Raw genomic sequence first — 25,402 nt, 5'->3', positions numbered from 1 at the left:
CGGTTGACGTTGAGGTGAAGCACATCATGTGCATGATCGACAGGAAAAGGGAGTTGAGCAACATCTGAGGAATGACCTGATGGGCAGTCAAAAACGCGTGCGGAACGGCAATGACACAGATGAAGACGGAGGCGTCTTGGTTCCTTGAGGGCGCAGGTGTCACTGTGGGCAGTCGGCTGACGAGGCGGCCACGGTTCACCGTCGTTTCCTTTCTTGGTGCCGTCGTGGTCGCGTCCTCGGGTGTCCCGTGCAGGCGGCCCTTGCTCGTGTTGGGCACTTCCTGCCCTGTGGCACTCCACACGGAGCGGGCGGTCTGGGTACCGTCAAGGGGAGAAGCCTCGACGGATGGAGCACGATGCCTCGCCGCCTGTTGGACCGCCGGCGCCTTACCGATAGGGGGGCGCGCTGATGCTGGAAGAAGCCGAAGAGATCGGCGACCGCGTACGCCGCGCCCGACTGCGTCTCGGCATGACTCAGGCTGATCTCGCTGCCGCCCTGGGCAAGACCCAGGGCTGGGTGTCCAAGATGGAACGCGGACACATCGAGCTGGATCGCGTCGGCCTGCTCAACCTGATCGCCTCGGAGCTGCACGTCCACCCGAACGACTTGATCGGACGGCCGTACAACAGCTCTCCGGCCGAGAACCAGTGGCAGGTCTCTGCCGCAGCGATCATGCGCGAACTGCGCCGCTACGACCTCGCTCCCGTCTTCGACGGGACACCCCGGCCCGCTCGTCAGCTGTGGCAGGAAACCACTCGGCTGCACCGCCTGCGCGATGCTGCGGCCAACACGGCCATCATGGAGGTACTCCCCGACCTCTTCCGTGAGACGCGCGCCCTGGCCGAAGTCGCCACGGGCCACGAGCGGGAAGAGGCGTACGCGATCTATGCGGTGTGCTGCAAGTTCGCTCACACGTCCGCGCACGCCCTGGGTCACCCTGAGCTGGTCGCCATGGCATGTGAACGGGCCGCTTGGTCCGCGCGGCTGTCGGGCGACCCGGTCATGCCTGCCGTCGCCGACTGGATGCGCGTGTGGGACATGTGGGCCACGGCGGACTGGGATGACGCCATTGCCCTGTCTGACCGAGCGCTCCGAAGCGTGCAGCAGGAATACGACCGCGGTGAGCCGCTGGCCGTGCGGGCGTGGGGGTCCCTGCAACTGCGTGCGGCTGTCTCGGCTGCGCGGGGTGGTCGCAAGGCCGAAGCGAAAGACCGGATCAAGCACGCGCGGGCTGCCGCCAAGCGGATGGTGGAGACCGTCGGCCCTCCGGTCTACGACCGCCACAGCCTCACCTTCTCGCCGGGCAACGTGCAGATCCACGCGATCAGCGTCGCCCTGGAGATGCACGAGCAACGCGAGGCGCTGTCGATAAACCGGCGCACGAGCAAGGAAGTGATCGAGTCGCTTCCCAACTCTCGTCAGGGACACCACCACATGGACCTGGCTCGGGCCTGGCTGTGGGACGGGAACCGCGACAAGGCGCTGAAGGAACTGGAGAAGGCCGAGCGCATCGCCCCCCAGCTCGTACGCAACCACCCCATCGCCCGGTCAACCCTGCGCAGCATCGTGTACGCCGAGCGGGCGAGCACCCGCGAGAAGCTGCGCCGCATGTCAAACCGCTTCCACCTCGACGGGTGAGGGTCGTATTCCTGCGGTTCATATTCAGCCCTGGAGATATTCCTAGCTTCGGGGCATGGCCGAACGAACCGCGAAGCAACTTCCCGCTCGTGGCGCTGAGTTAAGCGCTGGCGCCCCGTTCCACCCCCGCCTCGGCGACCTGGCACTCGACCTCGCCAAGGGCGGGAAGATCGGCGTATGCGTCGCCCTGCCGAGCGACACCTCGGCGTCGTACCACCTGCGCCCGCCGGGCGGGGGAGAAGACTGGCATGCCAAGTCGGACGGGACCACCCTGCGCCCCGTGCCGGTCCCGGTCACGCACGTCACGCCCATGCGGCGAGACGCCATCTACGACCACCGCGCCCAGCAGGCAGCGCTGCCCGTAACCGTCCACTACAAAGACGGCGGCGCCTGCGAGACGGTGCTCGTGCTCACCCCGGCGCAGGTTGAGCTGTACTCCATCCAGTTCACACAGCTCATTGCCGCGAGGGAATCGGCACGGGAGCACTCGCGGTGAGCCCGGCCCTGCTGACGCTCGTCCCGCCGGCCTCTGCACGTGCCCCGCTGCGGTCGCCCATAGCCTTCCGCTGCGAGGCGACCGCCCACGACCTCAGCGGTTCCCGCGAGTTCCTGCTCGCCACCTACCGTGGCCGCTCCCCGCGCCTCGCCACCCGCTGGCTCCGCGCGGAAGCTCACCGCCTCGCCGGGCTGCTGTCCCCGGCCCCTGATGCCGTGTTCCTCCAAGACGCGCCCCTCACAGCCGCTGGCCCGGACGTTCCTCGCCCTGACGTGGACCTGCGCGCGTGGGCCGACGACGACCGCGCCTACGAGTACGCGTTGCGCTCCCTCGCCACGGGCCGGGCGTTCGTGATCACCGTGACGGACTGCGACGCCCGCTACTCCCTCCGGGTGTATCCGTTGCCCACCCGCCGACCAGCGCCCCCGCAAGCTCCCGTCCCCGCCCGGTGCCCACATCACTCCCCGGCGGGGACGGGCCGCCATCGAAGACCTCGAGGGCGGCGCGCGTTCCGATGACTCCCGCCCCGCGCTTTTCCTGGTTCCCCCCAGCGCGGGGGCGGGTCCCTCACCGACCGCTCAAGCACACCCGCCGCTCTGCGGCGCAGTCCTGCCCATCTACCGAGGGGAAGACGCGGTGACCACCTATCCCGTATCGCCGAACACCGTGCTCGCCAACGCGCTCACAAGTGCGGAAGACCTGCTCAGGCCGTACATCGTCAACGCGGAGCCCGAGCGGATCGTGTTCGTGGTGGGAACGCAGATCAACGGAGCCCCGCACATCGGAACGTCCCTGGTCCAGTCGCTCACGTTCGCCACGGCGGCCCGCATCCGAGACCGGTTCGGCGTCCCGGCCGTTGTGCAGTTCGGTGCCCTCGACAACGCCCCGTACGCCCTCGTCACCGACAAGGAGAGCGGTCACCGCTACCAGCGCGCCTACGCTCACGCCCTCGGCGCGGCCGGTATCGCCGAGCAGATCGACAAGCTCTACCGACCGCTGTTCACCGCGCTCTCCGAGCGGCTGAAGCTGCCGTTCTCGGTCGAGACGTACTCCCAGCAGCAAGCGGCCCAGCACTTCCGGCGCACCTGGCTGCGCGTGCTGCCCCGCATGAACGCTGCCCGCTGGTACCTGTCCCCGTCGTCCGGCGTGCCCCATGTCCGCGTCCCCTGCCCGCGTCCCGGCTGCGGGTGGGCCGAGAAGTACGCCGAGCGCACCCGTGTACGTGACGACGGCTTCGAGCGGGCAACGGTCTCGGCCGTGTGCCTCCACCATGGCGAGTACGAGGTGGTCATCGAACCGGCGGACGGCGGCTACTTGGACCTGGCCACGCTCTACCGGAACCTGGTCAAGGAACTGATGATCAGCGGGGCAGCCGGCACGCTGTACGTCATGGTCAAGGGCAGCGACTGGATGCCTGGATGCATCCTCGTCGACGGTGCCCTACAGGCGGTCGGCCTCACCCGCGGGCAGTTGCCCGCCCGGCTGTTCTGCCCCCAGGTAGTCACGGATACGGGCGCGAAGCTGTCCAAGTCCCTCATCCGCGAGGGGCGCGCGCCCTTGCCGGACGGTGTGGCCCCCTGGATGCTCGACACCCGAGAGTGGCCCGGCTCGTTGGGTGAGTACGTCGACCGCTTGCTCGGTCTGGCTGACGTGTTACTCGCCGACCCTCGCCACTTCTTCCGCTCGTACTCGGCCGGTGAACTCGGCCGGCTCATGACCACTGCAACTGCTAGGAGCGTTCCCGCCCCATGACGGAAACTGCCGCCGCGCGCGTCCGCGAACTGAACCTCTACCGCCGGTACTTCGATCTCGTCGCCGCTGGTCAGAAGACGGTCGAGGTGCGGGTGAAGTACCCCCACCTCGAAGACTTGGCCGCCGGAGACGTCATCCGCTTCCGCATCAAGGGCACGGACGAGACCTGTGACGTCCTGGTGAAGAGGGTCACGGAGTACAAGACGTTCGAGGAACTGCTCGACGGGGAGGGCCCGGCGAACGTCAACCCGGCCTCCTCCCGCGAGCAGCAGCTCGCCAATATCCGCGAGATCTACCCGGCGGAGAAGGAAGCGCTCGGCGCGCTCGCCATCGAAATCGCGCTCCTGCCGGAGTAAGCCTGCCGTGCCGCCCTCGCTCCCCGAGAGGGCGATGCGGCTTCCCCGGGCGCCTGCCACTTGCGACCGTCCCGCGAGTGGCGGGCGCCCACAACAAACGACCGGACCACCCCCTCAGCCTGGACAGCAATCCGGGGTGGTCCGGTCTCGGAAGCCCTGTTCAGGACCCCGGTGCCGATGGTACCGGGGTGGTTGGCGTGCTCGAATGCGCGTGCGACTACAACCCCTGCTCTGAAATGGCGAGTTAGGGAGGATGCCTGTTGCCGTTCGATCGATGGATGCCCGGTTCTGAGCTGAGCCAGCGAAAGTCAGCCACGGTGGTGGGTGCGCCGACTGAGCACCCGTCACGTGTGCTTCCAGCAACCACGACCGGCCTCAACCACGCTTCTTCCATGCGTCACGGGCCGTACTTCGATCCGGTCTGGGCGTTGCCGACGGAGGTTGGGCGCTGGGCTCGGGCTGCGGCTCTGTGGGTCATGTGGTCTGGAGCGGTGGGCGGTTGGGTGGCGTGGCCGTGCTTGGTGGGTGTCGGCCTGGTCCTGGTGCTCGGACTGGTCGGGTTGCTTCCTGGTCTGTCTGTCCGCCTTGGTGGTGTCGCGCGCTGAGCGGGTGGGGGCCGCCGGAGCGGTGGCGGAGACATGGAGCGGCGGCGGCCCGTGGCCGCCAGCGCGCGCGGGCCGCCGTAGGCGGGCCGCCTTGATCCAGTAAAGAAACTCTGAACAGCTCCGCTGCGCTGGGCCCGTGGCCGGTTGCAGCGCCATGCGCTGTCCCCGTCTTCCCATCCGTTCCGCAGCTTCAATGCCCTTATGAACACTTGCAGCCGCATTTTCGCCTATTTGATCTGCGAGTCTGCGGAATTTACCCACAGGCTGGGGGCCGCATAGTTCCGGATGAGTGAAGCGCGATGAGCGGGCCACCTCTATCAAGTGACCCAGGCCACAAAGAGGAGTGTCACACGGACGGAGTTTTTGGCACCTGTAGCAAGTGAGTACGGGAGTCCGACCAGAGATGGAGAAGTGTCGTGGATCACAGAAATGGGGGTCACACCGATGCGGATTTCGGCACCCCTATAGGCGATCCAGGATGGGCCGAGCCGCGCAACATAGCACCGAAGTGCCGGTTACCCAAACCGGCGATTCTCCGGACTATTGATGCTCCTGGTCGACAGCTGGAAGGACGAGTGGCGTGCGCGCGCAGAATCGCGATTTCCCGCCTGCGGGGACGCTGACGAAATCGAAGGACGGATTCAGCCCGTCCGACGGGAGCGCGGCGCCGCAAGCCTCGTACGTGTCCAGTCCGGCCGGTAGACCTGTCGCAACAGCCGCGATGACGGCTTGCCGGGCGGTACGGGCAAGCCCAGATCCGGTGGCACATGGCCGCTGGGCAAGCCTTCGGGCAAGCCCCCGGCGGTTGGGTGAGGACCACACGAAACAACGGCACGCCAGTGAACGGGGAGAGATGACCGAGCAGATACCCAGCACAGGAAAGGAGCTGATCGAGATTCACAACCGGGAGTCGGTGGAGATGGCCGCACTGGTCCGCGAGATGACGGCCACAGTGGCAAGGCTCGGCCGTGAAGCGAGGGAAATGCGAGAAGAAGTCACGCGGCTCAGGAACGTGGCTGCTGCTGCGCCTTCTTCAACTCCTCGACCTCCCGGCGCAGTTCCTGATGCTCGGCGCTGAGCGCTCTGATCTCGTCGCGCAACGCGGTGAGCATGTCGGCGAGGGAGGGATCGGCGACGTTCGAGCTGCCGGCCTTCCCCTCACCGGAGTCACCGAAAGGAATCTTCTCGCCGGACGGCCAGACACGGGAGGAGCTGTCGGCAGCCTCCTCGGCAGGGGCCCCGGTCGAGTTCCGGAGGTACCAGGCCGGCGCGGTGTAGTCGACACCCGTGCCCTCGAAGTCACTGACGAAGCTGCCCCGGCCCTGGATGGTGTAGATCAGCCCTTCCTCCCGGAGCACCCCGAGTGCGCTGCGGGCGGTCATGTTCGCCACCCCGAAGCGCTCCTGCAACTCGCGGTAGGAGGGGAGCTGTTCGCCCGGCTTATAGCGGCCCGCCTTGATCTCGCGCCGGAGCTCGTCGGCCGCGTGCTGATAGGGCGGCCGACGGTCGGGCTTAGCAGAGCTAGCAGGCGTCATAGCTATCAGGGTAGCGAGATCTAGCTGCCCTAGCACACCCATCTGGCATACGCACACCTATAACCCAACCCACCTAGCACCCTCTACTCACTTGACACTGCTAGGTGAGCGAGGTTCTATTGATCACGCCCCGCCACCTGGCGGAGCACCTAGCGAAAGGACGTAACACCCATGGCTCGTATCCGTGTTGGCCTGCTCCCGTCCACGTCGTTCATGGTCGGCAACATGGCGGTTCCGAAGTACTCGGACGCCGAGAAGACCCAGTTCGCGACCGACCGTGAGACCGGCGCGAAGCTGTTCACGGTCACTCTCTTCCTCATGGAGGAGGACCGGGCGGAGGCCATGAAGGTCACCGTTCCGGAGACCGGTCTCCCCAACGGCCTCAAGCCCGGCGTGCCGGTCATCCCGGTGGAGCTGTTCGCCACCCCGTGGGCCCGGATCTTCAACGGGTCGCTCTCGGATGGCATCGCGTACCGCGCGGACCGTCTCGACCTGGTCGGCGGCTCGGCCCCGGCCGCTGAGACCGCGTGAGCGGCACCGACTTCTTCCGCACTGGCCGCGACACCCAGCTTCACAGTGTCGCGGCGGTGTGGGAGAGCGCGGGCTTTCCACCCACATCGGCTCTTCGTCATGCGGAGATCTGCCTGACGCTCGCCGGTCACGACGACAGGGTTCGCCTCGTCGCGGCGATGTGGGCGAACCACGGCTTTCCGCCTGCTGACGCGGTGCAGCGCGCGGAAATCTGTCTGATCCTCGCTGCGCCAACACCCTCAGCAGGCACCCGGAACCGGAATCGAAAGAAGGAAGCGAAGTGACCTTGAGCGACGTGAGTGAGGTGATGGGCTACGCCCCCGTTCTGGTCGGGGTGGGTCTGGCTGGCATCGCCGTGTGGGCGCTGGTGTGGGTGATCCGCTACCTGCGGGCCGACGCCATGACCCGGCAGTCGATTCGGCAGGCCGTTCGGGTTCGGCGGACCTGGAAGCGGCTCGCGCTGATGCTGGGCCTGTCGGCCACGGACAAGATGCCGACCGCCATGGCGTCGCTGGCGAACACGGACGGCAAGCCGATCAAGCCGCGCGTCCTGGTCCCGGCCCTGAAGGTCACGCATGACGCGTACGGGGTGATCGCGCGGGCGGGCTGCCTGCCAGGCGTCGGTCTGGCGGAGTTCCAGAAGGCCGCCCCCTACCTGGCGGACGCCTGGCGTATGACCCGTGTGTCAGCGCTGCCGGGGGACAGGCCCGGACAGGTCGTGTTGCGCGGGGTGCGCGTGGACCCGCTGATCACGCCGACGGTTCATGTGCCCACCGGACGCCCTCCGGAGGAGTACGCGAAGTGGGAGCTGGGGGTGGACGAGTACGGCATGCCCGTCTTCGTGCCCCTCAAGGAAGTGCCCGGGGTGGCGGTCGGCGGTCTGCCGGGCTTCGGGAAGACCTCGTGCGTGAACCGGCTGGTATGTGACTGGGCGCCCTCGCCGGCCGTTCAGTTCGTCTTCTTCGACGGGAAGGTCTCCCACGCCTACGAGGGCGACTACGCCGACCTCGTACACCGGGCGTTCGCCTTTTGCGGAGACGACCTGGAGGAAGCGAACAAGCTGTTCAAGGAGCTGGTGGAGCTGCGTCGCGCCCGCTCCGCGAACATCCGCAGCGTGCTGGGCAGGAAGAACATGTGGCACGTCGGCCCCTCGGCTGACTGGCCACTGGTCGTCATCGTCATCGACGAGGCCCACACCTACTTCCGCGACCACAAGGGCTCCGATCCGGTCACCAAGCGGCTGGCCGCGCTCGCGGCGGACAACGCCCGCCTCGTGGAGGACCTGGTCAAGAAGGGACGCTCAGTCGGCTTCCTGACCCTGCTCACCACGCAGAAGACCACCGGGGACGCCATCCCCACCTTCATCCGCGATGTCTGCCCGGTCGGCCTGTCCTTCGCGCAGAAGACCGCCGACGCCGCCGTGGCCGCCCTCGGCGACGACATCCGGGAGTGGCCCGACGCGAGCCCGGTCAACCTCCAAGACCCCGCGTACGTCGGTGTCGCGGTCATGTCCCAGCACGGCCGCCCCGGCTTCATCCGCATCCGTACCCCCTACGTCGGCGACGAGGACGCCGCCCACGTCGCCGCAGAAACCGGCCACCTGGTGCGTCACCCGGCCCGGCTCCTGGAGGACCTGACCGGACAGGACGTCGTGGACCTCACCAAGAACGACCCTGAGCCCCCGTCCATGGCGGCCTGACATGCGCCGCGTCGTGAGGATCTACATCCAGCACATGCGCAAGGCGATCACTGGCGGGGACCTCGACCGTGCCGGTCGGATCGGCATCGCCGCGTACCGCGTCGCGAACACCCACGACCGCCGAGTCCTGGAGACCTACCTCGGCCCGAACGCAGCTCACACGGCCGGCCTCACCCCGAAGCCCTGACCCAATCCCACCCAGCTTCCCCGCCGACACCGCGAAAGGAGGTGAACCCCCATGAGTGAGGACCGGATCACCCAGCGCACCGTGACCGTGGTCATGGGCATCATCGCCCTCCTGGCGTTCGTCTTCTCCTTCGGCAACGTCTGGGCCCTGGCCCTGCGCCTGGGCGTCCCCGCCCCCATCGCACCGTTGATCGCCCCCATGGTCGACCTGTCCGTGGTCGGGCTCCTGGTGGCCCTGCGCTACCTGTCCCTGCGCGGCGTCCCGCCCGAGCAGATGAAGGCGGCCACCCGGCTGATGCACGTCTCCGGCCTGCTGACCCTGGCCCTCAACATCGCCGAACCCGTCGTCGCCGGACACTACGGCCGCGCCGCCATCGACGCCGTGGCACCCCTGCTCCTCCTCGGCTGGGGAGCAGTTGGCCCACAGCTCCTCCGCTCGTTCCACGCGGTCGCCGCCCATGCAGCCGAACCGGCGCCCGCCACCGAGACGGAAGCGGCCCAAGAGCCCGCCCCGGCCCCCGCCGAGCCCGCGCACGTCGCAGCGACTGCCCCGCCAGTCGCGCCGGTACCGACCCCGGCCCCGGTCGCTCCGCTCACCGCTGCGGCTCCGGCCGGGCCTGCGGTCAAGGTCCCCGCACCGCTGCTGACCGAAGCACGGTCCATCGCGGCATCGCATTACGCCGAGCACGGAGAAACGATCACTCCGGCCCAGCTCAAGATGCGGCTCGGCATCGGTCTGCCCATGGCCACGGCCCTGCACGCCGCCCTGTAGAGCCGCGCTCTCCCCGCCGACCTTCCGGCACTTCCCACCCTCGCCCACTCCTGGGCCCGACCTGCCATGCCTGCGGGCAGCAGCCCGAGCGCTGATCGCTGCTGCCCGCAGGTCCCACCCTCACGCCAGAAGGGAGACCCCGCCACCCATGCGCCACCCCCTCGACCTGCGCCACGTGATCAGCCCCGGCCTGCGGGACCTGATCGAACTGGCCAACACCCACGACTTCGACCGCGTCACCGAACAGGTCCGCGACCTGCACGGCTGCACCAGCCCCGTCAACCTCCACGGCTGGTCAGTCACCACCGACCAGACCACCAAGCAAGTGGTCCGCTCCTACCGCTCCGAAGACGAGCCTTCCGGTCGCCTCCTGACCACCTGCGGCAACCGCCGCTCCTCCCGCTGCCCCGCCTGCTCCCGCGTCTACGCCGCCGACACCTACCACCTCATCAAGGCCGGACTGTCCGGCGGCAAGAACGTCGCCGAAACCGTCCGCGACCACCCCCGTGCCTTCGTCACCCTCACCGCCCCCTCGTTCGGCCCCGTCCACAACCGCAAGACCGACAGCACGGGCAAGGCCCGCTCCTGCGGCTGCGGCGCCCACCACGCCGAGGACGACCCGGCGTTGGGCACTCCGCTCGACCCGGCCACGTACGACTACACCGGCGCCGTGCTCTGGAACGCCCACGCCGGACAGCTCTGGGCACGCTTCACCACCTACCTGCGCCGCGCCTTGGCCGAACACCTCGGAATGACGCAGAAGGCACTCAACGCCGCCCTGCGCGTCTCCTTCGCCAAGGTCGCCGAGTACCAGAAGCGCGGCCTGGTCCACTTCCACGCCGTGATCCGCTTCGACGGACCCGACGGCCACACCACCGAGCCCCCGCCCTGGGCCACCTTCGACGCCCTGGGCGCCGCCGTGCGCCTGGCCGTCAAGCGCGCCCGCCTCACCATCGCCTCCGACGCCATCGGCGAACGCGTCATCGCCTGGGGCCGCCGGTTCAAGGTCGACCCCATCACCGCCTTGGGCAATGGCGAACTCACCGACGCCCGGGTTGCCGAGTACACAGACGCCAAGGTCGCCGGATACATCGCCAAGTACGCCACCAAGAACGCCGAAGGCACTGGCACCGTAGACCGCACCCTGATGTGCCGCCCCTGCGCCGGACGCGGCTACGTACACGGCCCGGACGGCTTCCACGACCGGTGCGCCAACTGTGACGGCACCGGGCAAGCCGAACCCATCAAGGCCCTGCCCGTGCAACAGCACGTACGCCAGATGATCCGCACGGCATGGGACCTCGGCCACCTCCCCGAGTTCGCCCACCTCAAGCTCTGGAAGTGGGCTCACATGCTCGGCTTCCGCGGCCACTTCTCCACCAAATCCCGCGCCTACTCCACCACCCTCGGCGCCCTTCGCGACGTACGCCGAGCCTGGCGCCTCGCCCAAGCCGAAGCCGTCCGCGCACGCGCCGGCCACCCCACCACCGACGAGACCACCACCCTCGTCACTGCCTCCTCGTGGACCTACCTAAGCAGCGGCTACCGCCCGGGTGAGGAACTCCTCGCCGCCCAGGTCCGCCACGACATCGCCAACACCCAACGCCTCAAGCACGAAGGGCTGGTGCCTGCATGACGACTGCCGTGCTCACCGTGGACCAGGTCGCCGAGCGTCTCGGCATCAGCCGCTGGAAGGTCCACGACCTGATCCGCTCGCGCGAACTCGCCTCCTTCAAGATCGGCCGCTGCCGCCGTATCAGCGAATCCGCCGTGCACGCCTACATATCCCTCCAGACCGAACAGGAAGCTGCCTGATGGCCACGCCGAAGAAGAACGCCAACAACGAGGGCACCATCTACCAGCGCAAGGACGGCCGTTGGGAGGGCAGTGCGTACGTCCTGACGACGGACGGCACGTACAAGCGGCGCAGCGTCTACGGCAAGACCTGGGACGAGGCGCACGAGAAGCTGACCAAGCTCAAGGCCGACTCCCTCAACGGCCTGCCCATCGCCACCAACAAGATGACGATCGCCGAGTACCTGGCGTACTGGCTGACGAACGTGGCCAAGGGAAAGGTCCGCCGGACGACCTACGTCAACTACGAATCCCTCGTCCGCAACTACGTCACCACGGAGTTCGGCAAGAAGAAGCTGGTCCGGCTCACCGCTCGCGACATCCGCGCCTTCCTCGCGAAGACGGCGGTCACCTGCCAGTGCTGCGCGCAGGGCAAGGACAAGAAGCGGCCGGAGCACAAGCGGCGCTGCTGCGCCCTCCGGAAGTGCTGCAAGAAGCTCCCGTCTGACCGGACCGTGCGCTTCCTGCTGGTGATCCTGCGTGCCGCCCTCCAGCACGCCGTACGCGAAGACGAGTTGCCCCGCAACGTGGCCCGGAACGTGGAGCTGAGCATGGGAACCAAGCGCGAGATCGAACCGCTCACCGCCAAGGAGGGGCGTCAGCTCCTGGCGGCGGCTCGGGACAACCGGCTGTGGGCCGCGTACGAACTGGCGGTCCGTATCGGCCTCCGGCGTGGTGAGCTGCTGGGGCTGCGCTGGTCGGACGTGGACCTTCACGAAGGCGTTCTCACTGTTCGGCAGGCCCTACAGCGAGTCGGCGGTGAACTGCTGATCGTCGCACCGAAGACTCAGCGCTCGGCTCGTCGCGTGGCCCTGCCGGCCGAGTGCGTGACCGCGCTCCGTGCCCAGCGCGCGCAGCAGATCGCCGACCGGAATGCGGCTGGTGCCAACTGGAAGGGGACGGGTCAGGGCCTCGTCTTCACCACCAAGAACGGGACCCCCATCGAGCCGCGCAACCTGAACCGCTCCTTCGAGGTTCTGTGCATCCGCGCCGGCGTCCGCAAGGTCCGCTTTCACGACCTGCGCCACACCTGCGCTTCGCTCCTCCACGAACAGGGCGCCGATGCCCGCATGATCATGGAAGTCCTCGGTCACAGCTCGATCCGCGTGACCATGGACATCTACACCTTCGTGCGGCTCGACTCCCAACGCTCCGCCTTCGACCGCGTGGGCGAGGCTCTCCGAGATCACGGTGGCAACGACCCGGGCGACGACGGGAGTCCTGCGAAGCCGAAGCCCTGAGTGCGCACGGTCTAGCTCCCCTACCCCAGTGATAAATCGAGGAGCTCCCGCCGACTCGGCAGGAGCTCCTCTTTGTTGTACTGCCTATGCGTCAGGCAGTGATCCGCTCGATGGTCTCCACTCGGGAAGCTCGGATCCTGAGCGTCACCACCGTGTCGCCGTGGCCGTCGACCTCATAGAAGTCGATGAACTCCCCAATAGTGGTGTACGCAGTGGCCTCGACCTCGCGCTCGCCTCCGAAGCCCTTGTTGATCACATACTTGTCCATCGTGATCAGCCCTTCGATCGCTTCGGGTCGTTGCCCGGCGGAACCGTGTTCTGCTCCCGCACCTGGCCGTTCCTGCCCCGGACCCTCAGTTCACCGCCACCGTCGTTGGCCAGGATTTCCTTGGCGCGCTCGACAGCTGCAGCCTGGGTAGGCAGAACGGCACTCGCCCTGTCGGCTCCGGGCCTCGTCACGGCCCAGCCGTCGTCGCGCGGCGATACATCCCGAGTATTGGGTCGCCCTGTCATCACACATCCGTTTCCGCGGAGGGACGCACGAGATGCCCTCTTGGAGTATCCAAGCGAGGGCGATAGGGTCCCAAGGCGCGACCAACGCATCAGGCCCCATGCCATGCGCCCAACCTCAAGTTGGGCCCCAGCTGGGGCCTGCTTTGGTTTGGCGGATCAAGTGAAGCACCACAGACGCCCCGTCAGCAAGCAAGGAACCCCTACATATACGGGGGTGTCAGCGAAATGCCACAACATCTTGTGCCTGACAGAGAGCTCAACACCAGACTACCGGCACCCACTGACAGTCCGGAGTCCCCGACAGGGACGATCCGACCGCGAAGCCCCCGGCACACCCGCACGCCGTCGATCGCGGAAGTCGAGGATCGGGCCTGGCGGCCGAGGACAGGATGGCGCCCCGCCGAGGACAGGGGCCGGCCCGCTAGACACCCACCATCCGCACTCCGGCATGACGGTCATGATCAAGGTCGACGGCTCCACGAATCCGAGGCGGAGGCGGTTGCCGTCAAACACTGCTGTCAAGGCATAAAGCAAAGGCCCTGTGGATCACTCCACAGGGCCTTTGACGTGCTGTGCACTCGGCAGGATTCGAACCTGCAACCTTCTGATCCGTAGTCAGATGCTCTATCCGTTAAGCTACGAGTGCTTGTTCTGTTTTCCCGCCGCTCCCGGCCCTTCCGGCCCGCTCGCGGCGACAGGAAGAACATTACATGACTGCCGCCGCCATGTGAAATCCGTTTGCCGCACCCCTTGTGACCTGCGGAAATGCCCCAAACTGCCCCTCTTCGGCCGCATGGCGTCGCACCGCCGAACGAACGAAACCAACGAAGCCCCGGTCCAGTGACCGGGGCTTCGTGATCAGGCGCGGAGGCGGAGGGATTTGAACCCTCGATGGGCTTTAAGGCCCAAACCGCATTAGCAGTGCGGCGCCATAGACCGGACTAGGCGACGCCTCCAGCACAGCCGCTCGCGCGAGCGCGAGTGGTGCGTGCAGATGATGACACAGTCGAGCGTGGTGTCACCAATCGGCTCCCACGGTACTAGGCAGGGAGGCCGCAGGGCAAAGCCCTTCCCGGCGTGCGTCGGGAGACTTCGGGCCGGTGGGGCGGTGCGCAACATCCGGGGGCGTACGGCGTTAGTCAGGTCATGTTGCAGGCCAACCGTTCCGCCCCGGCCCGGCGCCTTCGCCGGGTTCTCCTCGTCGCCGTCGGCTCCCTCGCGGCCGTCGGCTCCACCGCCGTCGTGCCCGCCTCCGCGCACGCCCAGGCCGCGCCCCTTCCCCTCGCGCCCCCGGCCCTGAAGGACCTGGGCCGCTCCGGCGATCACCTCACCGTCACCGTCCGCAACACCGTCCGCAACACCGGCGGCAGCGGCGGCGGCACCGGTGGCGGTGATCGGACCTATTCGCTGTCCTGCCATCCGGCGGGCGGCGATCACCCCGACGCCCACGGCGCCTGTGCCGCGCTCGACCGCGGTACTCGGTGGGGCAGGGACGTCTTCGCGCCCCCGTCGCAGGACGGTTTCTGCACCATGCAGTACGGCGGGCCGGCCACCGCGCATGTCACCGGGACCTGGGCCGGGCGCCCCGTCGACGCTCGGTACGACCGCAGTGACGGGTGCCAGATCGCCCGCTGGGACCGGCTCGTGCCGCTCCTTCCCGACCTGCGGGCGGAAGGGCAGCGGTCGTAGGACGGGGATGAGGGCTGCTGTGCGGTCGGCGGACCCGCGTTTCGTCATCGGTCGCACAGACTTTCCATACCGGACGCACCGAGTCCGTAAAACTCCCGCGAAGGTCTCGCAAAAGCTGGAGGGAAGCCGAAGGGGAGCTGGGGGGACGTCTACACAGGCGGTCATACGTTCTGGGTCACTTCGTCGTGCGACCTCTCTCTCATCCGGCGTCGCGAGCGCAACCCCAGCCCTTAGACTCCCTCGCGTGACACGCTGCGGGCCGGTTGGCAAGATGGCTTGAGCGGTCGGCAAGGTGCGGTAACAGGGAGGAAGCGTCTCGTGAGCAGCAGGCCATCCCGAGGCGCTGCTCGCCTCGCAGCCATACTCGACGCGCTTCCCGACGCATTGGTGCTGGTCAACGCCAATGGGACCGTCGTCAACGCCAACACCATCGCCCTGGAGACCTTCGAGGCACCGGGGACCGCTCTGGTCGGTCGCGGGCTGCTCGATCTGCTGCCCCACTTCGACTCCAAGCTGATCCCGGGGTCCATGCGGCGGCCCGAACACATGGATCCGCAGGGGCGGACCAAGCCGACCCGGATGATGGCCCGGCGGACCGACGGGAGCGAGTTCCCGGTCGAGGTCACGTCCGCGAATCTCGAGAACGGCCAGCAGGCCTACGACGGCTACGGCTACACGGGTGACGAGCTGCTCATGCTCGTCGTGCGGGATCTCTCCGGGACCGTCGACACCGAGGCGGAGCTGGCGCGTTCGCAGCGGCAGACCGAGATGATCCTGCGGGCCGCGTCGGAAGGTGTCGTGGGGACCGACACCGACGGGCGGATCGTCCTCGTCAATCCGGCCGCCGCTCAGATACTGGGTTATCGGGCCAGCGAGCTCGGTGGGCGTGAGCTGCACACGCTCGCCGTGCACTCCCGTGCCGACGGGTCCCCCTTCCCGTACGAGGAGTCTCCGCTCGCCGACACCCTGCGCTCGGGGCGCAAGCACCGGGTGCGTGGGCAGGTGCTGTGGTCCAAGGGCGGGGACAAGGTGTCCGTCGACCTGACGACCGCGCCCGTCCGCGACGGCGACCAGCTCGTCGGTGCCGTGATGACCTTCAGCGACCGGCGGCCCTACGACGCCCTCGCCGAGGAGAAGGCGGCAGAGGACGAGCGGCACGCTCAGGAACTGGAGCGGCTCGCCGAGGAGCACGCCTCCGAGCTGACCGCCCTGCGGCAGAAGCACGTGGCCGAACTCGAGGAGCTCAAGGAGCGGCACGAGGAGGAGCTCGCCGCGGGCGAGGAGCGGTACGCCGCGCTCGGGGAGCGGGAGAAGGACCGGTACGAGGCGCTTGCGGGCCGGCATGAGCAGTTGCTGACGCTGCTCGCGCGTTCGCTGCGGGGTCCGCTCGACGAACTCCGTCGTGAGCTGGCCGCACTCGCCGCGGACGACGCGGGGCAGTTGTGGCCCGAGGCCAACCAGGTGCTGCATCACCTGTCGGCCGGTTATTCGCGCATCACGACGCTGATCGACAACGTCCTCGGGTACCAGCGGCTCGACTCGGGCGGCGAGGGGGTCACCCGTACGAAGGTGATGCTCGACGCCGTCGTCGCCGCGGGTGTCGACGGGGCCGTCGAGCTCATCGGGCCGGGGCGGGTGCAGTTCGCCGTGCACGCGCCGCCCATCGAGGCCGAGGTCGACCCGCAGCGCCTCGCCACGGCACTCGCGCATCTCGTCGCGGATGTCGCCGGCGTCGACGCGACCGGCAACTCGCCCGTGTCGGCGGGCGGTTACATGGACAACACCGTCGTCGTCGCGGCGGCGCAGCGCGGCGAGGTCGTACGGATCGAGGTGCGTGGGCCGTACACCGGGGGAGACCCGGTGCACGAGCCGATCGTGCGCGGGATCGTGCGGGCTCACGGCGGTGTGCTCCAGACGCACGAGGTGCCGGGGATGAGCGGCAGTGCGTACGTCCTCGAAGTGCCGATCGGCGGTGGGGCCGGGGCCGTTCCCGCAGCTCCCGTCGAGGCCGCCCCCGCTGAGGCCGGTGACGGGGCCGAGGGTGCCGCCGAGGACGGCGAGCAGGGTGCCGGGGGCGGTCGGCGGCGGGCCCGGCGGTCCTCCGTCGACGCCTTCCTGGAGAGCGATACGCCCGGCGCCGAGGCCGAGGCCTCCGACGCCGAGGGCGCGGCGCCCACCGGACGGCGGCGCAGGCGCGCGGCCCCGCCTGCGCTGGAGCTCGCGCAGGGTGCGGGGGACGCCGGCGCCGAGGCCTCCGGCGGTACCGGGCGGCGACGCGGGCGACCGGCCGAGAGCGGTGACGGTGGCGAGGGCGGCCTGCACGGCCAGGACGGCCAGGACGGTCGGCACGGTGTCGCCGAGGGAGCCGTCGTCATGGCCGGCGAGCACGCTGCGGGGACCGCGGCCGCCGGGAACGGGCTCGGCGGGACCGTACCCCCGCAAGGTGTGCCCGCACCCAGTGGGCGACGTGCCCGGCGGGACGGCGGAGAGCAGCACGCGCTGCCGCCCGCGTTGCCTGCGGGCGGTGACGCCGCTCAGCCGGGTTCCGAGGCCGGTACGGCCGGTACGGGTGAGGGTCCTCAGCCGTCCGGGCGTCGGCGGCGTGCCCTGGCCGCGGCGGCCGAGCGTGGTGCCGCGCAGGCGCAGGCGCAGGAGGCGGGGCCCCGTCAGGTGTTCGCGCTGCCGCCCGCCGCGGCGGACCGGACTGCCGCCGCCGACGGTGTGGACGCTGTGGACGGTGTGGAGGGGCAGGGCGGCGCGGAGCCGACTCCGGCGCCGGGTTCGGCTCCGGGTTCGTCTCCGGGTTCGTCTCCGACCACGGGTGCGGGGGCGGATGCGGGTGCGGCCATGACTCCGGCTTCGCCTGTGGCTCCTGGGCAGATGCCGGGTGCGGTTCCGGTTCCGGTTCCGGGGCAGGTGCCGGCTCCTGTGCAGGGTCAGGCCCCGGGCCAGGCCCAGGTTCCGGGCCAGGCCCAGATTCCGGGTCAGGCCCAGATTCCGGGCCAGGTCCAGATTCCGGGCCAGGTCCAGGTTCCCGGCCAGGGAACCCCCGGTGACGTTCCCGTCGACGAAGGCCGGCACGATGCCGTGCCGCACGACCAGTCCGAGGATCACACCCCGCCGCAGCCGCATCCGACCAGCGCGCCGACCGGACGTCGTCGCCGGGCCATGGGCCAGCCGGCGGAAGCCGCCGGGGCGCCGGCGCAGAGCGTGCCCGTGCAGGGCGCTGCGGGGCAGGCGGCTCCGGCTGTTCCAGGGCAAGCGGCTCCGGGCCGGCCGGTTCCGGTGCAGCAGGGTCAGCCCCAGCCGGTACCTGGCCACCCCGCCCCCGCGCAGCCGGTGCCTGGCCAGCCCCTCCCCACCGAGGCAGCCCCGACGCAGGGCACCCCGGCCCCCCAGCCGTGGCCCGCTGCCGACGACACCTCCGGTGCCGGGACAGCCGTACCGGCGAACGTCGCTGCGGCGACCCCCGCGCCCCCGCACGCGGCCGGCGCTCCCGTCCCGCCGCAGGGCGCCGCCACCCCCGTACCGCCGAATCCGAACGCCCCCCAGCAGGCGCAGCCCCAGCCCGCCCCCGGTACGCCTGCTCCGGGCACCCCGCTGCCTCCCGAGGCGGCCGCGGCGGCCCAGGCCACCCAGCAGCAGCGTGCGGCGCAGCCTCTGCCTGCCGAAGCCGCCGCCGCTCCCGGCGCCCCCGTCGACCCGAACTCGACGCAGGGGCGGGCGATCAGTGTGCGGACGTTGGGGCAGGGGGTGCCCTTCACGCGGCAGGCGGCGCAGGTGCAGCAGCCGTCGGCGACGCCTCCCCCGCATCAGACCAACGGGGGACGGCGCCGCAAGCTGGGTACGCCGCCCGATCCCGCCACCCGGACCGGCGCGGCGGCGGAGCAGGCGGCACGGCCGCATCCGCAGGCCGAGCAGCCGACGCCCGCGCAGCCGGTTCCCTCCCCGGCGCCGCAGCCGTCGCTCGGCGGGCAGCCCCAGCCGTCGCAGGCCGGGCAGTCGCGGCTGGCGCCGATGACCGAGGGCGCCGGGCGGTCGTACGCCATAGGCGCGCCGGACGAGAACGCCGCCGAGGGGCCCGAGCCGTTGGACGGGCCGGGCGGCGCCATCGAGGTCGCCGACACGCCGCGCCCGCAGCCGATGGACGACGAGTTGCCGCCGGAGCCGCTCGACAACCCGCGGCGGCTGCTGGTGTGGCCGGCGCCGGACGTGACGACCCAGCAGGCGCTGAGCGACCGCGGCTACCGGCCCGTCATCGTGCACTCTCGCGAGGAGGTCGACGCGCAGATCGCGGCGTTCCCGGCCGCGCTGTTCGTCGACCCGCTGACCGGGCCGATCACGCGGACCGCGCTGCAGTCGCTGCGGCAGGCGGCGGTGGCCGCCGAGGTGCCGGTGATGGTGACGGCGGGGCTCGGACAGGCCTCGCGGGAGGCGGCGTACGGCGCCGATCCCGCCGTACTGCTGAAGGCGCTCGCGCCCCGGGACACCGAGCAGCACCCGCCGCGCGTCCTGCTCATCGAGGAGCACGCCGAGATCGCGCTGGCGTTGACCGCGACGCTGGAGCGGCGCGGGATGCAGGTGGCGCGGGCCGCGAGTGATGCCGACGCGGTGGCGCTGGCGGGCGACTTCCGGCCGAACCTGGTCGTGATGGACCTGATGCAGGTGCATCGGCGCCGGGCCGGGATCGTGGACTGGCTGCGTGCGAACGGGCAGCTCAACCGCACCCCGCTCGTCGTCTACACGGCCGCCGTCGACCAGGCCGACCTGCCGCGGCTGGCCTCCGGCGAGACCGTGCTGTTCCTCGCCGAGCGGTCCACCAGCGGTGAGGTGCAGTCCCGGATCGTGGACCTGCTGTCGCGGATCGGGACCAACTGACGACGCACGTCGTTGACGCGGTACCGGCTGGCGTACGTCAGCGCGCGATGAGCCTGCGCGCCGCCTCCTTGACCGAGGCGCGCAGGCGGTCCCGGTCGTCGTCCTCGCCGCCCACCAGGATGCGGCTCATCTGCGGCACGACGGTGGCCCAGTTGGCCATCGCGACCAGTAGGAACAGCAGGTCCTGGGGCGGGATCGCGTCGGTGATCACGCCGCGCTCCTGGCCGTCCCGGACCGCGGCGACCTTGTGGGCGTAGTGCTCCTGGCGCTCGGTCTCGTCGGGCAGTTCGGTGCTGCCGTACTGGATGCCCTCCCCGTAGAGGAGGCGCAGCAGTTCGGGGTGGGCGGCGTGGTAGTCCATCAGCCGGTCCAGCCAGCCCTCGATGTCTTCCGGGTTGGAGGGGGCGTGAGTCCTACGGCGGTGAAGGTGCCGTACCTCAGTGAAGTACTCGGCGGCCGGGACGAACCCATCTCGTCCCGGCCGCCGTATACCTGTCAGAGCTGGGTGACGTCCAGGCCGCCCTCGGCGTACTGCCTGCGCAGCACCTTCTTGTCGAACTTGCCGACGCTCGTCTTCGGCACCGCCGGGATGACCGTCCAGCGCTCCGGGAGCTGCCACTTGGCGATCTTGCCCTCGTCGGCGAGGAAGGCGCGCAGGGTCTCGAAGTCGGCGGTGGCGCCCTCCTTGAGGACGACCGTGGCCAACGGACGCTCGCCCCACTTGTCGTCGGGGACGGCGACGACGGCGGCCTCGGCTACGTCCGGGTGGGACATCAGCGCGTTCTCCAGCTCGACCGAGGAGATCCACTCGCCGCCGGACTTGATGACGTCCTTGGCGCGGTCGGTGAGGGTGAGGAAGCCGTCGGGGGAGATGGTGCCGACGTCGCCGGTCTTCAGCCAGCCGTCCTCGCTGAACTTGTCGGCGGGGCGCAGCAGTTCGGCGTCGGGGCCGTTGTAGTAGGCACCGGCGATCCAGGGGCCGCGCACCTCCAGCTCGCCGGCCGACTCGCCGTCCCAGGGGATGCGTTCGCCGCCGGGGCCGGTGAGGCGGGCCTCGACGCTCGTCGGGAAACGGCCCTGGGTGAGGCGGTACGCGAACTCCTCGGCCGTGCCGACCGCGTGGGCCGGCGGGCGGGCGACCGTGCCGAGCGGTGAGGTCTCCGTCATGCCCCAGGCGTGGCAGACCCGCATGCCCAGCTTGTCGAACGCCTCCATGAGCGAGGGCGGGCAGGCCGAGCCGCCGATCGTGACCTGGCCGAGGGTGGAGACGTCCCGCGGCTTCGCGGTGAGCTCGGCGAGCAGGCCCTGCCAGATGGTGGGCACGGCGGCCGCGTGGGTCGGCTTCTCGCCCTCGATCATCTCGGCGAGGGGGGCGGGCTGGAGGAAGCGGTCCGGCATCAGCATGTTGACGCCGGTCATGAAGGTGGCGTGCGGCAGGCCCCAGGCGTTGACGTGGAACTGCGGGACCACGATCAGCGACGTGTCCTGGTCCGTCAGGCCCATCGACTGGGTCATGTTGACCTGCATGGAGTGCAGGTAGACGGAGCGGTGGGAGTAGAGGACGCCCTTCGGGTCCCCGGTCGTCCCGGAGGTGTAGCACATGGAGGCGGCCTGACGCTCGTCCAGCTCCGGCCAGTCGTACGTGGTCGGCTTGCCGGCGATCAGTTCCTCGTACTCGTGCACCTGCACGGACGCGCCCGCCAGAGCGGAACGGTCACCCGGCCCCGACACGACCACATGCTCGACCGTCCTGAGGTGCGGCAGCAGCGGGGCGAGGAGGGGGAGGAGCGAACCGTTGGCGATGACCACCCGGTCGGCCGCGTGGTTGACGATCCAGGCCAGTTGCTCGGCCGGGAGGCGGAGGTTGAGGGTGTGCAGGATCGCGCCCATGGAGGGGATCGCGAAGTACGCCTCGACGTGCTCGGCGTTGTTCCACATCAGTGTGCCCAAAACATCGTCCTCACGTACTCCCAAATCGTCGCGGAGTGCGTGAGCCAGCTGGGCGGCTCGGTTGCCGATCTCGGCAAAGCTACGGCGGTGCGGTTCGGGCTCGCCGGTCCACGTGGTGACCTGCGACGAACCGTGGATCTGTCGGCCGTGCTCCAGAATTCGCGAGATCAGCAGCGGTACATCTTGCATTGTGCCGTACACCGGTGGGCCTCCCCATTGAGTTACGCGGCGGTAGTACCTGGCCGCGATTCTCGGGGCATACCACTCGGTATGTCACTACCTCGGGGGAATCTGTTCCCACGTGTCCGGACGTGTCCAGAGTTCGGCAGCGAGCCACAGGCCAGCCGTGACGGTACCGAACGGCCTTCGGCAGATGTGGGCCGGCTTCGGTAGTTGTCGCGTGCGCGCTCGAACGCTCCCGGTGGGTACTTCTTGGGGTTCTCGTTGGCGTCCATGATCAAGCGGGTGAGCGCGCCCTCGATCGTGTCGTACTCCCCTTTCAGCTTGGCCTGCGCCTGCTTGGCGAGGGCCCGCTCGTCGATCTGTGGCTCGTCGGTGCCCTCGGCGGGTGGCGCGGTGTCGATGCCGGGTGCGGCTTCGCGCATGAGCCACTCTGTGACCTCGCGCTCTACGTCCGCGCGAGGAATCCAGATGCCGTCGCATGCGGTGCTGCCGGACTGCGCACGCAGCGTGCAGCGTGCAGCGTGCAGCGTGCAGCGGTAGGCGTGTCCGGGCTTGTTGATGTACTTGCCGCCGGTGGTCGTGTGCCGGTGGTCATGCTGGTGCCGCCTCGGCATTGACCGTGCCGCGGGAGGCCGGTGAGTTCGTAGAGGGTGTCCATCTGGTGGGGCGGCATCCTGTGGTCGACCGTCTCGAAGGTCGACGAGCGCGGGTTCGCCTCCATTGAAGTGCAGGCCGGCACCTTCGACACCTACCTCGAACACCGCCGGCTGTTCGAGACGCTGAGCGCCGAGGCAATCGACCAACTCGACATAGCCCGCAACCTGGTCGACTACGCACAGTCGCTGCCGGGCGGCGACACCGGCATCGAGTACGACACCCACCTCTCGGGTGTGAAGCGGTCGCGCAGCTTCAGCAAGCACGATCAGCCGAGCGTTCGCGAACTGCTCGACAAGCTCGCCGCCGTCGACAACGGGTTCGAGTGGCGCATCCGCTGCGACCGCGGCCCCGAGACCGGCCACCGGCGCAAGCTGCTCGAACTCGGATACCCGCGCATCACCCGCGGCGAGGCCGACGTCGTGCTCACCCACCCCGGACCCGTGCTCACCTACGAACGCCCCCGAGGACGCGACCACCCTCGCCAACGTGTGGCAGGCCCGCGGCGCCTCGGACAACAGCAACCAGGCCGCCGCAAGCAAGCCCCTGCTGTCCGACCTCCGCATCGATGAGCAGGCCCTCGCCGACGGCTGGCCGCGCCTCGACGCCACGAGCGATCACTCAAGCGTGGACGACGCCGAAACCCTCGGCCAACGCGCGCGCCGAGGCCGCCGCCGCACGCACGCCCCAGGTGATTCCCGCGGTGACCGTGCGCCTCGACCAGGACGTCACCCCGACCTGCTCGGCCGCACGATCCGCTTGCGCATCCGCGACCTGCTCAACCCCGACGGCTACGACACCCGGCACCGCGTCGTCGGCATCTCCGTCACACCGCCCACCCGCGACCAAGGCGAAACCGCAACCCTGACTTTGGAGGCCGCCGCCTGATGGCTACCGTCCCGAACGACCTGCTCGACCGCATCCGCGACCTCGAACGCAAGGTGCGCGAGATCGCCGGCCGCGCGCAAACCCGCCCCGCCCTCGACGAGATCCGCGACGGCGGATGTGCGCATGGCCGGACTCGCCGCGAACGGCCCCGTCATCGCCGAGTGGGCCCGCACCCTGACCGGCTACCCGGGCGTGGTCGTGATGGTCACCAACCCGGTGGACATCTTCGCCCGCTACTTCGCCGATCTGTCCGGCGCGCGCCGCCAACCCCGATGAAGCCGTGTGGTTCCTGTGGAGTGAAACCGACCACCAATTCGTCACGCTCAGTTGGTGCCCGGACGAACGGGCCAATGGCGACGCATGCGGGCTGTACGCCGAGCATCCGTGGCCACACTCCTGGGGCGCGGTTGATCCCACGGTGAAAGCATTGAAGGCAGACGTCACCGCTAACCCGGAACGATGGAGTTTGCCCCGCAGGTACTAGCCGTCCTCACCCCGCCCGGAGACCACGGGCAGGGCGGGCGGATTGCGAATACGTGTCGAACCTGGGGCGCAAGCGTGAAGGCCCGACATTCCTGCCGCTAACCGGCACGAACATCAAGTCAGAAAAGGCCCAGTCTCAAATCCCAGTCAAATCCCTTCAGGCCCGAGCGATCTTGTGCGTAGGGTCATGCATGACCGGAAGGCGCGACTCCGGACCAGAGTCCGCCTGCCAAGCAAGAAGAATCGGGGATTCTCCAAAATGAAGCGCGTCATATCGAGCACGCTGTCCGCCGCCCTCCTCAGTGGCGCCCTCATAATGGGTGCGGGTACCGCGTCAGCCGCCACACAGTCGCAGCCTGTCGCCAAGGCTCCGACGGCCCACATTATGGTCGACCCGATCGGAGAACAGCGGTCGATGTGCACGGTCTACCACAGCAAGACTGCCTGCGCCTCACTTCTGCACAACAACAAGATGACCAAGATCGTCAAGAACTGCCTGGTCAAGGCCGCAATTGGCGGGGCAGCTGCGTTGGTCGTCGGCAAGTTCATCAGTAAGGACGCGGCCAAGGACATTGCCGGCAAGGTCGTCGTCGCAGGGGCGGCGGCCTGCCTTTCGTCCTTCGCGTAAAGCTAGGAGCACACCAATGACGGCCAAGATTCTTGTCACGCTCGCCTGGGCCGCCGTGCTCGTAGGAGCGAACAAACTACTCGCCGGCACCGAATGGGCTCAGTACGTGGCCACATTCGTTCTAGGCGGCGCCTACGTCCTGCTGATAAACAAAGTCAGCAAGCCCCCTGCGCGGAACGATCAAAACTAAAGGGTCGTTTTCAAATGAGTCTTGCACAAAGCAGGAATGACGCGGGCCGCTCTGCCCTTTAGAGCCACTGACATGAATGGACGTCTACACCTGTAGCAGAGCAGGCAAGCAGCCCCAGCTGGACGCCATGCGCCTGCCCCGCCCGGAAGCCCCGGGCGGGGCTTCGTCGTCTCCTCCGCCCTGCGCCTGCCCTCCCACGCGACACGGCGCCCAACAGACTGGGGCCCCGGTGTCCATGGGCATGGACACCGGGGCCCCTTGCCCCTCACTCGCGTTTCCGCAGGTCAAGCCGCGAGTGTTTTAGGCACGCCGCTCCACATCAGGGTCGCGACCCGCTCGTCGCCGGCCACACCCAGGTCCTCGCGCAGAGCGTGCGCCAGCTGCGCCGCACGCGCACCGACCTCCGCGAAGGAACAGCGGTGCGGCTCGGCCTCTCCGGTCCAGGTGATGACCTGCGATGAGCCGTAGATCGTCGACCCGTGGGTCAGGATTCTCGAGATCAGCAGCGGTACGTCCTGCATCGTGCTCAGCACGGCGTCCTCCCGGGGGCGACATTGCCTACGCGGCAGTAAGAGCTGCGCAGATTCTGCGCGCATACCGCGCGGTATGTCACTAGGGGGGCGATCGATCATGTCACGTTGCGTTCATGGGGCGTGACGATAACGAGGGAGGCGGGTTCGC

The 25,402-nt window shown here is 69.1% G+C and carries 25 protein-coding genes, 2 tRNA genes and 2 pseudogenes; 20 read left to right on the top strand and 9 right to left on the bottom strand.

The window, feature by feature from the left end:
* Positions 1 to 408 precede the first annotated feature (408 nt).
* From QQM39_RS22985 to QQM39_RS22965, 5 genes are all read left to right on the top strand, one after another.
* Complete coding sequence (locus tag QQM39_RS22985) at positions 409 to 1,638, top strand: helix-turn-helix domain-containing protein (protein WP_301999342.1); 1,230 nt, start codon at positions 409 to 411, stop codon at positions 1,636 to 1,638.
* Positions 1,639 to 1,693: 55 nt separating this feature from the next.
* The gene (locus QQM39_RS22980; RefSeq protein WP_301999340.1) at positions 1,694 to 2,134 is read left to right on the top strand and encodes a hypothetical protein; all 441 of its coding nucleotides are present in this window, start codon (positions 1,694 to 1,696) and stop codon (positions 2,132 to 2,134) included.
* Positions 2,131 to 2,652 (top strand): hypothetical protein, encoded by a 522-nt coding sequence (locus QQM39_RS22975; protein ID WP_301999339.1) that lies wholly within the window; start codon positions 2,131 to 2,133, stop codon positions 2,650 to 2,652. Before QQM39_RS22980 ends, QQM39_RS22975 begins: the two co-directional genes overlap by 4 nt.
* A 118-nt stretch (positions 2,653 to 2,770) precedes the next feature.
* Positions 2,771 to 3,886 (top strand): hypothetical protein, encoded by a 1,116-nt coding sequence (locus tag QQM39_RS22970; RefSeq protein WP_301999337.1) that lies wholly within the window; start codon positions 2,771 to 2,773, stop codon positions 3,884 to 3,886.
* Positions 3,883 to 4,242, top strand: coding sequence for an ASCH domain-containing protein (locus QQM39_RS22965; RefSeq protein WP_301999335.1), 360 nt, complete (start codon positions 3,883 to 3,885; stop codon positions 4,240 to 4,242). Before QQM39_RS22970 ends, QQM39_RS22965 begins: the two co-directional genes overlap by 4 nt.
* Before the next feature lie 1,609 nt (positions 4,243 to 5,851).
* Here QQM39_RS22965 and QQM39_RS22960 read toward each other — a convergent pair.
* Positions 5,852 to 6,382, bottom strand: a complete 531-nt coding sequence (locus QQM39_RS22960) for a GntR family transcriptional regulator (RefSeq protein ID WP_301999334.1) — start codon at positions 6,380 to 6,382, stop codon at positions 5,852 to 5,854.
* A gap of 171 nt (positions 6,383 to 6,553) precedes the next feature.
* Here QQM39_RS22960 and QQM39_RS22955 point away from each other — a divergent pair, with 171 nt between their 5' ends.
* From QQM39_RS22955 to QQM39_RS22920, 8 genes are all read left to right on the top strand, one after another.
* Entirely contained in the window at positions 6,554 to 6,913 is a 360-nt protein-coding gene (locus QQM39_RS22955; RefSeq protein WP_053560283.1) for a hypothetical protein, read from the top strand.
* Complete coding sequence (locus tag QQM39_RS22950) at positions 6,910 to 7,197, top strand: hypothetical protein (protein WP_159041099.1); 288 nt, start codon at positions 6,910 to 6,912, stop codon at positions 7,195 to 7,197. Before QQM39_RS22955 ends, QQM39_RS22950 begins: the two co-directional genes overlap by 4 nt.
* Positions 7,198 to 7,208: 11 nt before the next feature.
* Positions 7,209 to 8,612, top strand: a complete 1,404-nt coding sequence (locus QQM39_RS22945) for an FtsK/SpoIIIE domain-containing protein (RefSeq protein WP_367669701.1) — start codon at positions 7,209 to 7,211, stop codon at positions 8,610 to 8,612.
* 1 nt (position 8,613) lies between these two features.
* Positions 8,614 to 8,799: a hypothetical protein gene (locus QQM39_RS22940; protein ID WP_301999331.1), complete on the top strand. Its 186-nt coding sequence runs from the start codon at positions 8,614 to 8,616 to the stop codon at positions 8,797 to 8,799.
* Between the two features lie 51 nt (positions 8,800 to 8,850).
* Positions 8,851 to 9,570 (top strand): DUF2637 domain-containing protein, encoded by a 720-nt coding sequence (locus QQM39_RS22935; protein ID WP_301999329.1) that lies wholly within the window; start codon positions 8,851 to 8,853, stop codon positions 9,568 to 9,570.
* A gap of 148 nt (positions 9,571 to 9,718) precedes the next feature.
* Positions 9,719 to 11,206 (top strand): replication initiator, encoded by a 1,488-nt coding sequence (locus tag QQM39_RS22930; protein WP_301999327.1) that lies wholly within the window; start codon positions 9,719 to 9,721, stop codon positions 11,204 to 11,206.
* Positions 11,203 to 11,385 carry a helix-turn-helix domain-containing protein gene (locus QQM39_RS22925; RefSeq protein ID WP_053560287.1) on the top strand — a complete coding sequence of 61 codons (183 nt, stop codon included), beginning with the start codon at positions 11,203 to 11,205 and terminating at the stop codon, positions 11,383 to 11,385. The genes QQM39_RS22930 and QQM39_RS22925 overlap by 4 nt, the downstream gene beginning before the upstream one ends.
* Positions 11,385 to 12,665, top strand: a complete 1,281-nt coding sequence (locus QQM39_RS22920; protein WP_301999325.1) for a tyrosine recombinase XerC — start codon at positions 11,385 to 11,387, stop codon at positions 12,663 to 12,665. Before QQM39_RS22925 ends, QQM39_RS22920 begins: the two co-directional genes overlap by 1 nt.
* Before the next feature lie 91 nt (positions 12,666 to 12,756).
* Here QQM39_RS22920 and QQM39_RS22915 read toward each other — a convergent pair whose 3' ends face one another.
* The 4 genes from QQM39_RS22915 to QQM39_RS22905 form a co-directional block, all read right to left on the bottom strand.
* The gene (locus tag QQM39_RS22915; protein WP_301999324.1) at positions 12,757 to 12,933 is read right to left on the bottom strand and encodes a hypothetical protein; all 177 of its coding nucleotides are present in this window, start codon (positions 12,931 to 12,933) and stop codon (positions 12,757 to 12,759) included.
* Between the two features lie 5 nt (positions 12,934 to 12,938).
* The gene (locus tag QQM39_RS46250; RefSeq protein ID WP_360590197.1) at positions 12,939 to 13,178 is read right to left on the bottom strand and encodes a DUF2188 domain-containing protein; all 240 of its coding nucleotides are present in this window, start codon (positions 13,176 to 13,178) and stop codon (positions 12,939 to 12,941) included.
* A 573-nt stretch (positions 13,179 to 13,751) separates the two neighbouring features.
* Positions 13,752 to 13,824: transfer RNA gene (locus QQM39_RS22910), tRNA-Arg, on the bottom strand.
* 219 nt (positions 13,825 to 14,043) lie between these two features.
* Positions 14,044 to 14,134: transfer RNA gene (locus tag QQM39_RS22905), tRNA-Ser, on the bottom strand.
* A 190-nt stretch (positions 14,135 to 14,324) separates the two neighbouring features.
* On the opposite strand from QQM39_RS22905, the gene QQM39_RS22900 reads away from it, so the two are divergent.
* Together QQM39_RS22900 and QQM39_RS22895 are read left to right on the top strand one after the other, a co-directional pair.
* Positions 14,325 to 14,867 (top strand): SSI family serine proteinase inhibitor, encoded by a 543-nt coding sequence (locus QQM39_RS22900; RefSeq protein ID WP_301999322.1) that lies wholly within the window; start codon positions 14,325 to 14,327, stop codon positions 14,865 to 14,867.
* A 318-nt stretch (positions 14,868 to 15,185) separates the two neighbouring features.
* A complete protein-coding gene (locus tag QQM39_RS22895; protein ID WP_301999321.1) occupies positions 15,186 to 19,745 on the top strand; it encodes a PAS domain-containing protein in 4,560 nt (1,519 codons plus the stop codon).
* 37 nt (positions 19,746 to 19,782) lie between these two features.
* Here QQM39_RS22895 and QQM39_RS22890 read toward each other — a convergent pair.
* The 3 genes and pseudogenes from QQM39_RS22890 to QQM39_RS22880 form a co-directional block, all read right to left on the bottom strand.
* Positions 19,783 to 20,142, bottom strand: a pseudogene (locus tag QQM39_RS22890) (TetR/AcrR family transcriptional regulator); the annotation flags it as partial.
* A 98-nt stretch (positions 20,143 to 20,240) separates the two neighbouring features.
* Positions 20,241 to 21,896: a long-chain fatty acid--CoA ligase gene (locus tag QQM39_RS22885; protein WP_301999320.1), complete on the bottom strand. Its 1,656-nt coding sequence runs from the start codon at positions 21,894 to 21,896 to the stop codon at positions 20,241 to 20,243.
* 20 nt (positions 21,897 to 21,916) lie between these two features.
* Positions 21,917 to 22,492, bottom strand: coding sequence for a hypothetical protein (locus tag QQM39_RS22880; RefSeq protein WP_301999319.1), 576 nt, complete (start codon positions 22,490 to 22,492; stop codon positions 21,917 to 21,919).
* Positions 22,493 to 22,528: 36 nt separating this feature from the next.
* Here QQM39_RS22880 and QQM39_RS22875 point away from each other — a divergent pair, with 36 nt between their 5' ends.
* From QQM39_RS22875 to QQM39_RS22855, 5 genes are all read left to right on the top strand, one after another.
* Entirely contained in the window at positions 22,529 to 23,104 is a 576-nt protein-coding gene (locus tag QQM39_RS22875) for a hypothetical protein (RefSeq protein WP_301999317.1), read from the top strand.
* Positions 23,022 to 23,420 carry a hypothetical protein gene (locus tag QQM39_RS22870; protein WP_301999315.1) on the top strand — a complete coding sequence of 133 codons (399 nt, stop codon included), beginning with the start codon at positions 23,022 to 23,024 and terminating at the stop codon, positions 23,418 to 23,420. The genes QQM39_RS22875 and QQM39_RS22870 overlap by 83 nt, the downstream gene beginning before the upstream one ends.
* A gap of 123 nt (positions 23,421 to 23,543) precedes the next feature.
* The gene (locus tag QQM39_RS22865) at positions 23,544 to 23,696 is read left to right on the top strand and encodes a hypothetical protein (protein WP_301999313.1); all 153 of its coding nucleotides are present in this window, start codon (positions 23,544 to 23,546) and stop codon (positions 23,694 to 23,696) included.
* A 466-nt stretch (positions 23,697 to 24,162) separates the two neighbouring features.
* Positions 24,163 to 24,531, top strand: a complete 369-nt coding sequence (locus QQM39_RS22860) for a hypothetical protein (protein WP_301999311.1) — start codon at positions 24,163 to 24,165, stop codon at positions 24,529 to 24,531.
* A 16-nt stretch (positions 24,532 to 24,547) separates the two neighbouring features.
* Complete coding sequence (locus QQM39_RS22855) at positions 24,548 to 24,721, top strand: hypothetical protein (protein WP_301999310.1); 174 nt, start codon at positions 24,548 to 24,550, stop codon at positions 24,719 to 24,721.
* Positions 24,722 to 25,032: 311 nt separating this feature from the next.
* Here the strand turns inward: QQM39_RS22855 and QQM39_RS22850 are convergent.
* Positions 25,033 to 25,242, bottom strand: a pseudogene (locus QQM39_RS22850) (fatty acid--CoA ligase); the annotation flags it as partial.
* Between the last annotated feature and the right edge of the window lie 160 nt (positions 25,243 to 25,402).

Source organism: Streptomyces sp. DT2A-34, assembly GCF_030499515.1.
Taxonomy (GTDB): Bacteria; Actinomycetota; Actinomycetes; order Streptomycetales; family Streptomycetaceae; genus Streptomyces.
The sequence above is the reverse complement of the archived record's forward strand: the minus strand, read 5'-3'. Positions and strand labels throughout refer to the sequence as shown.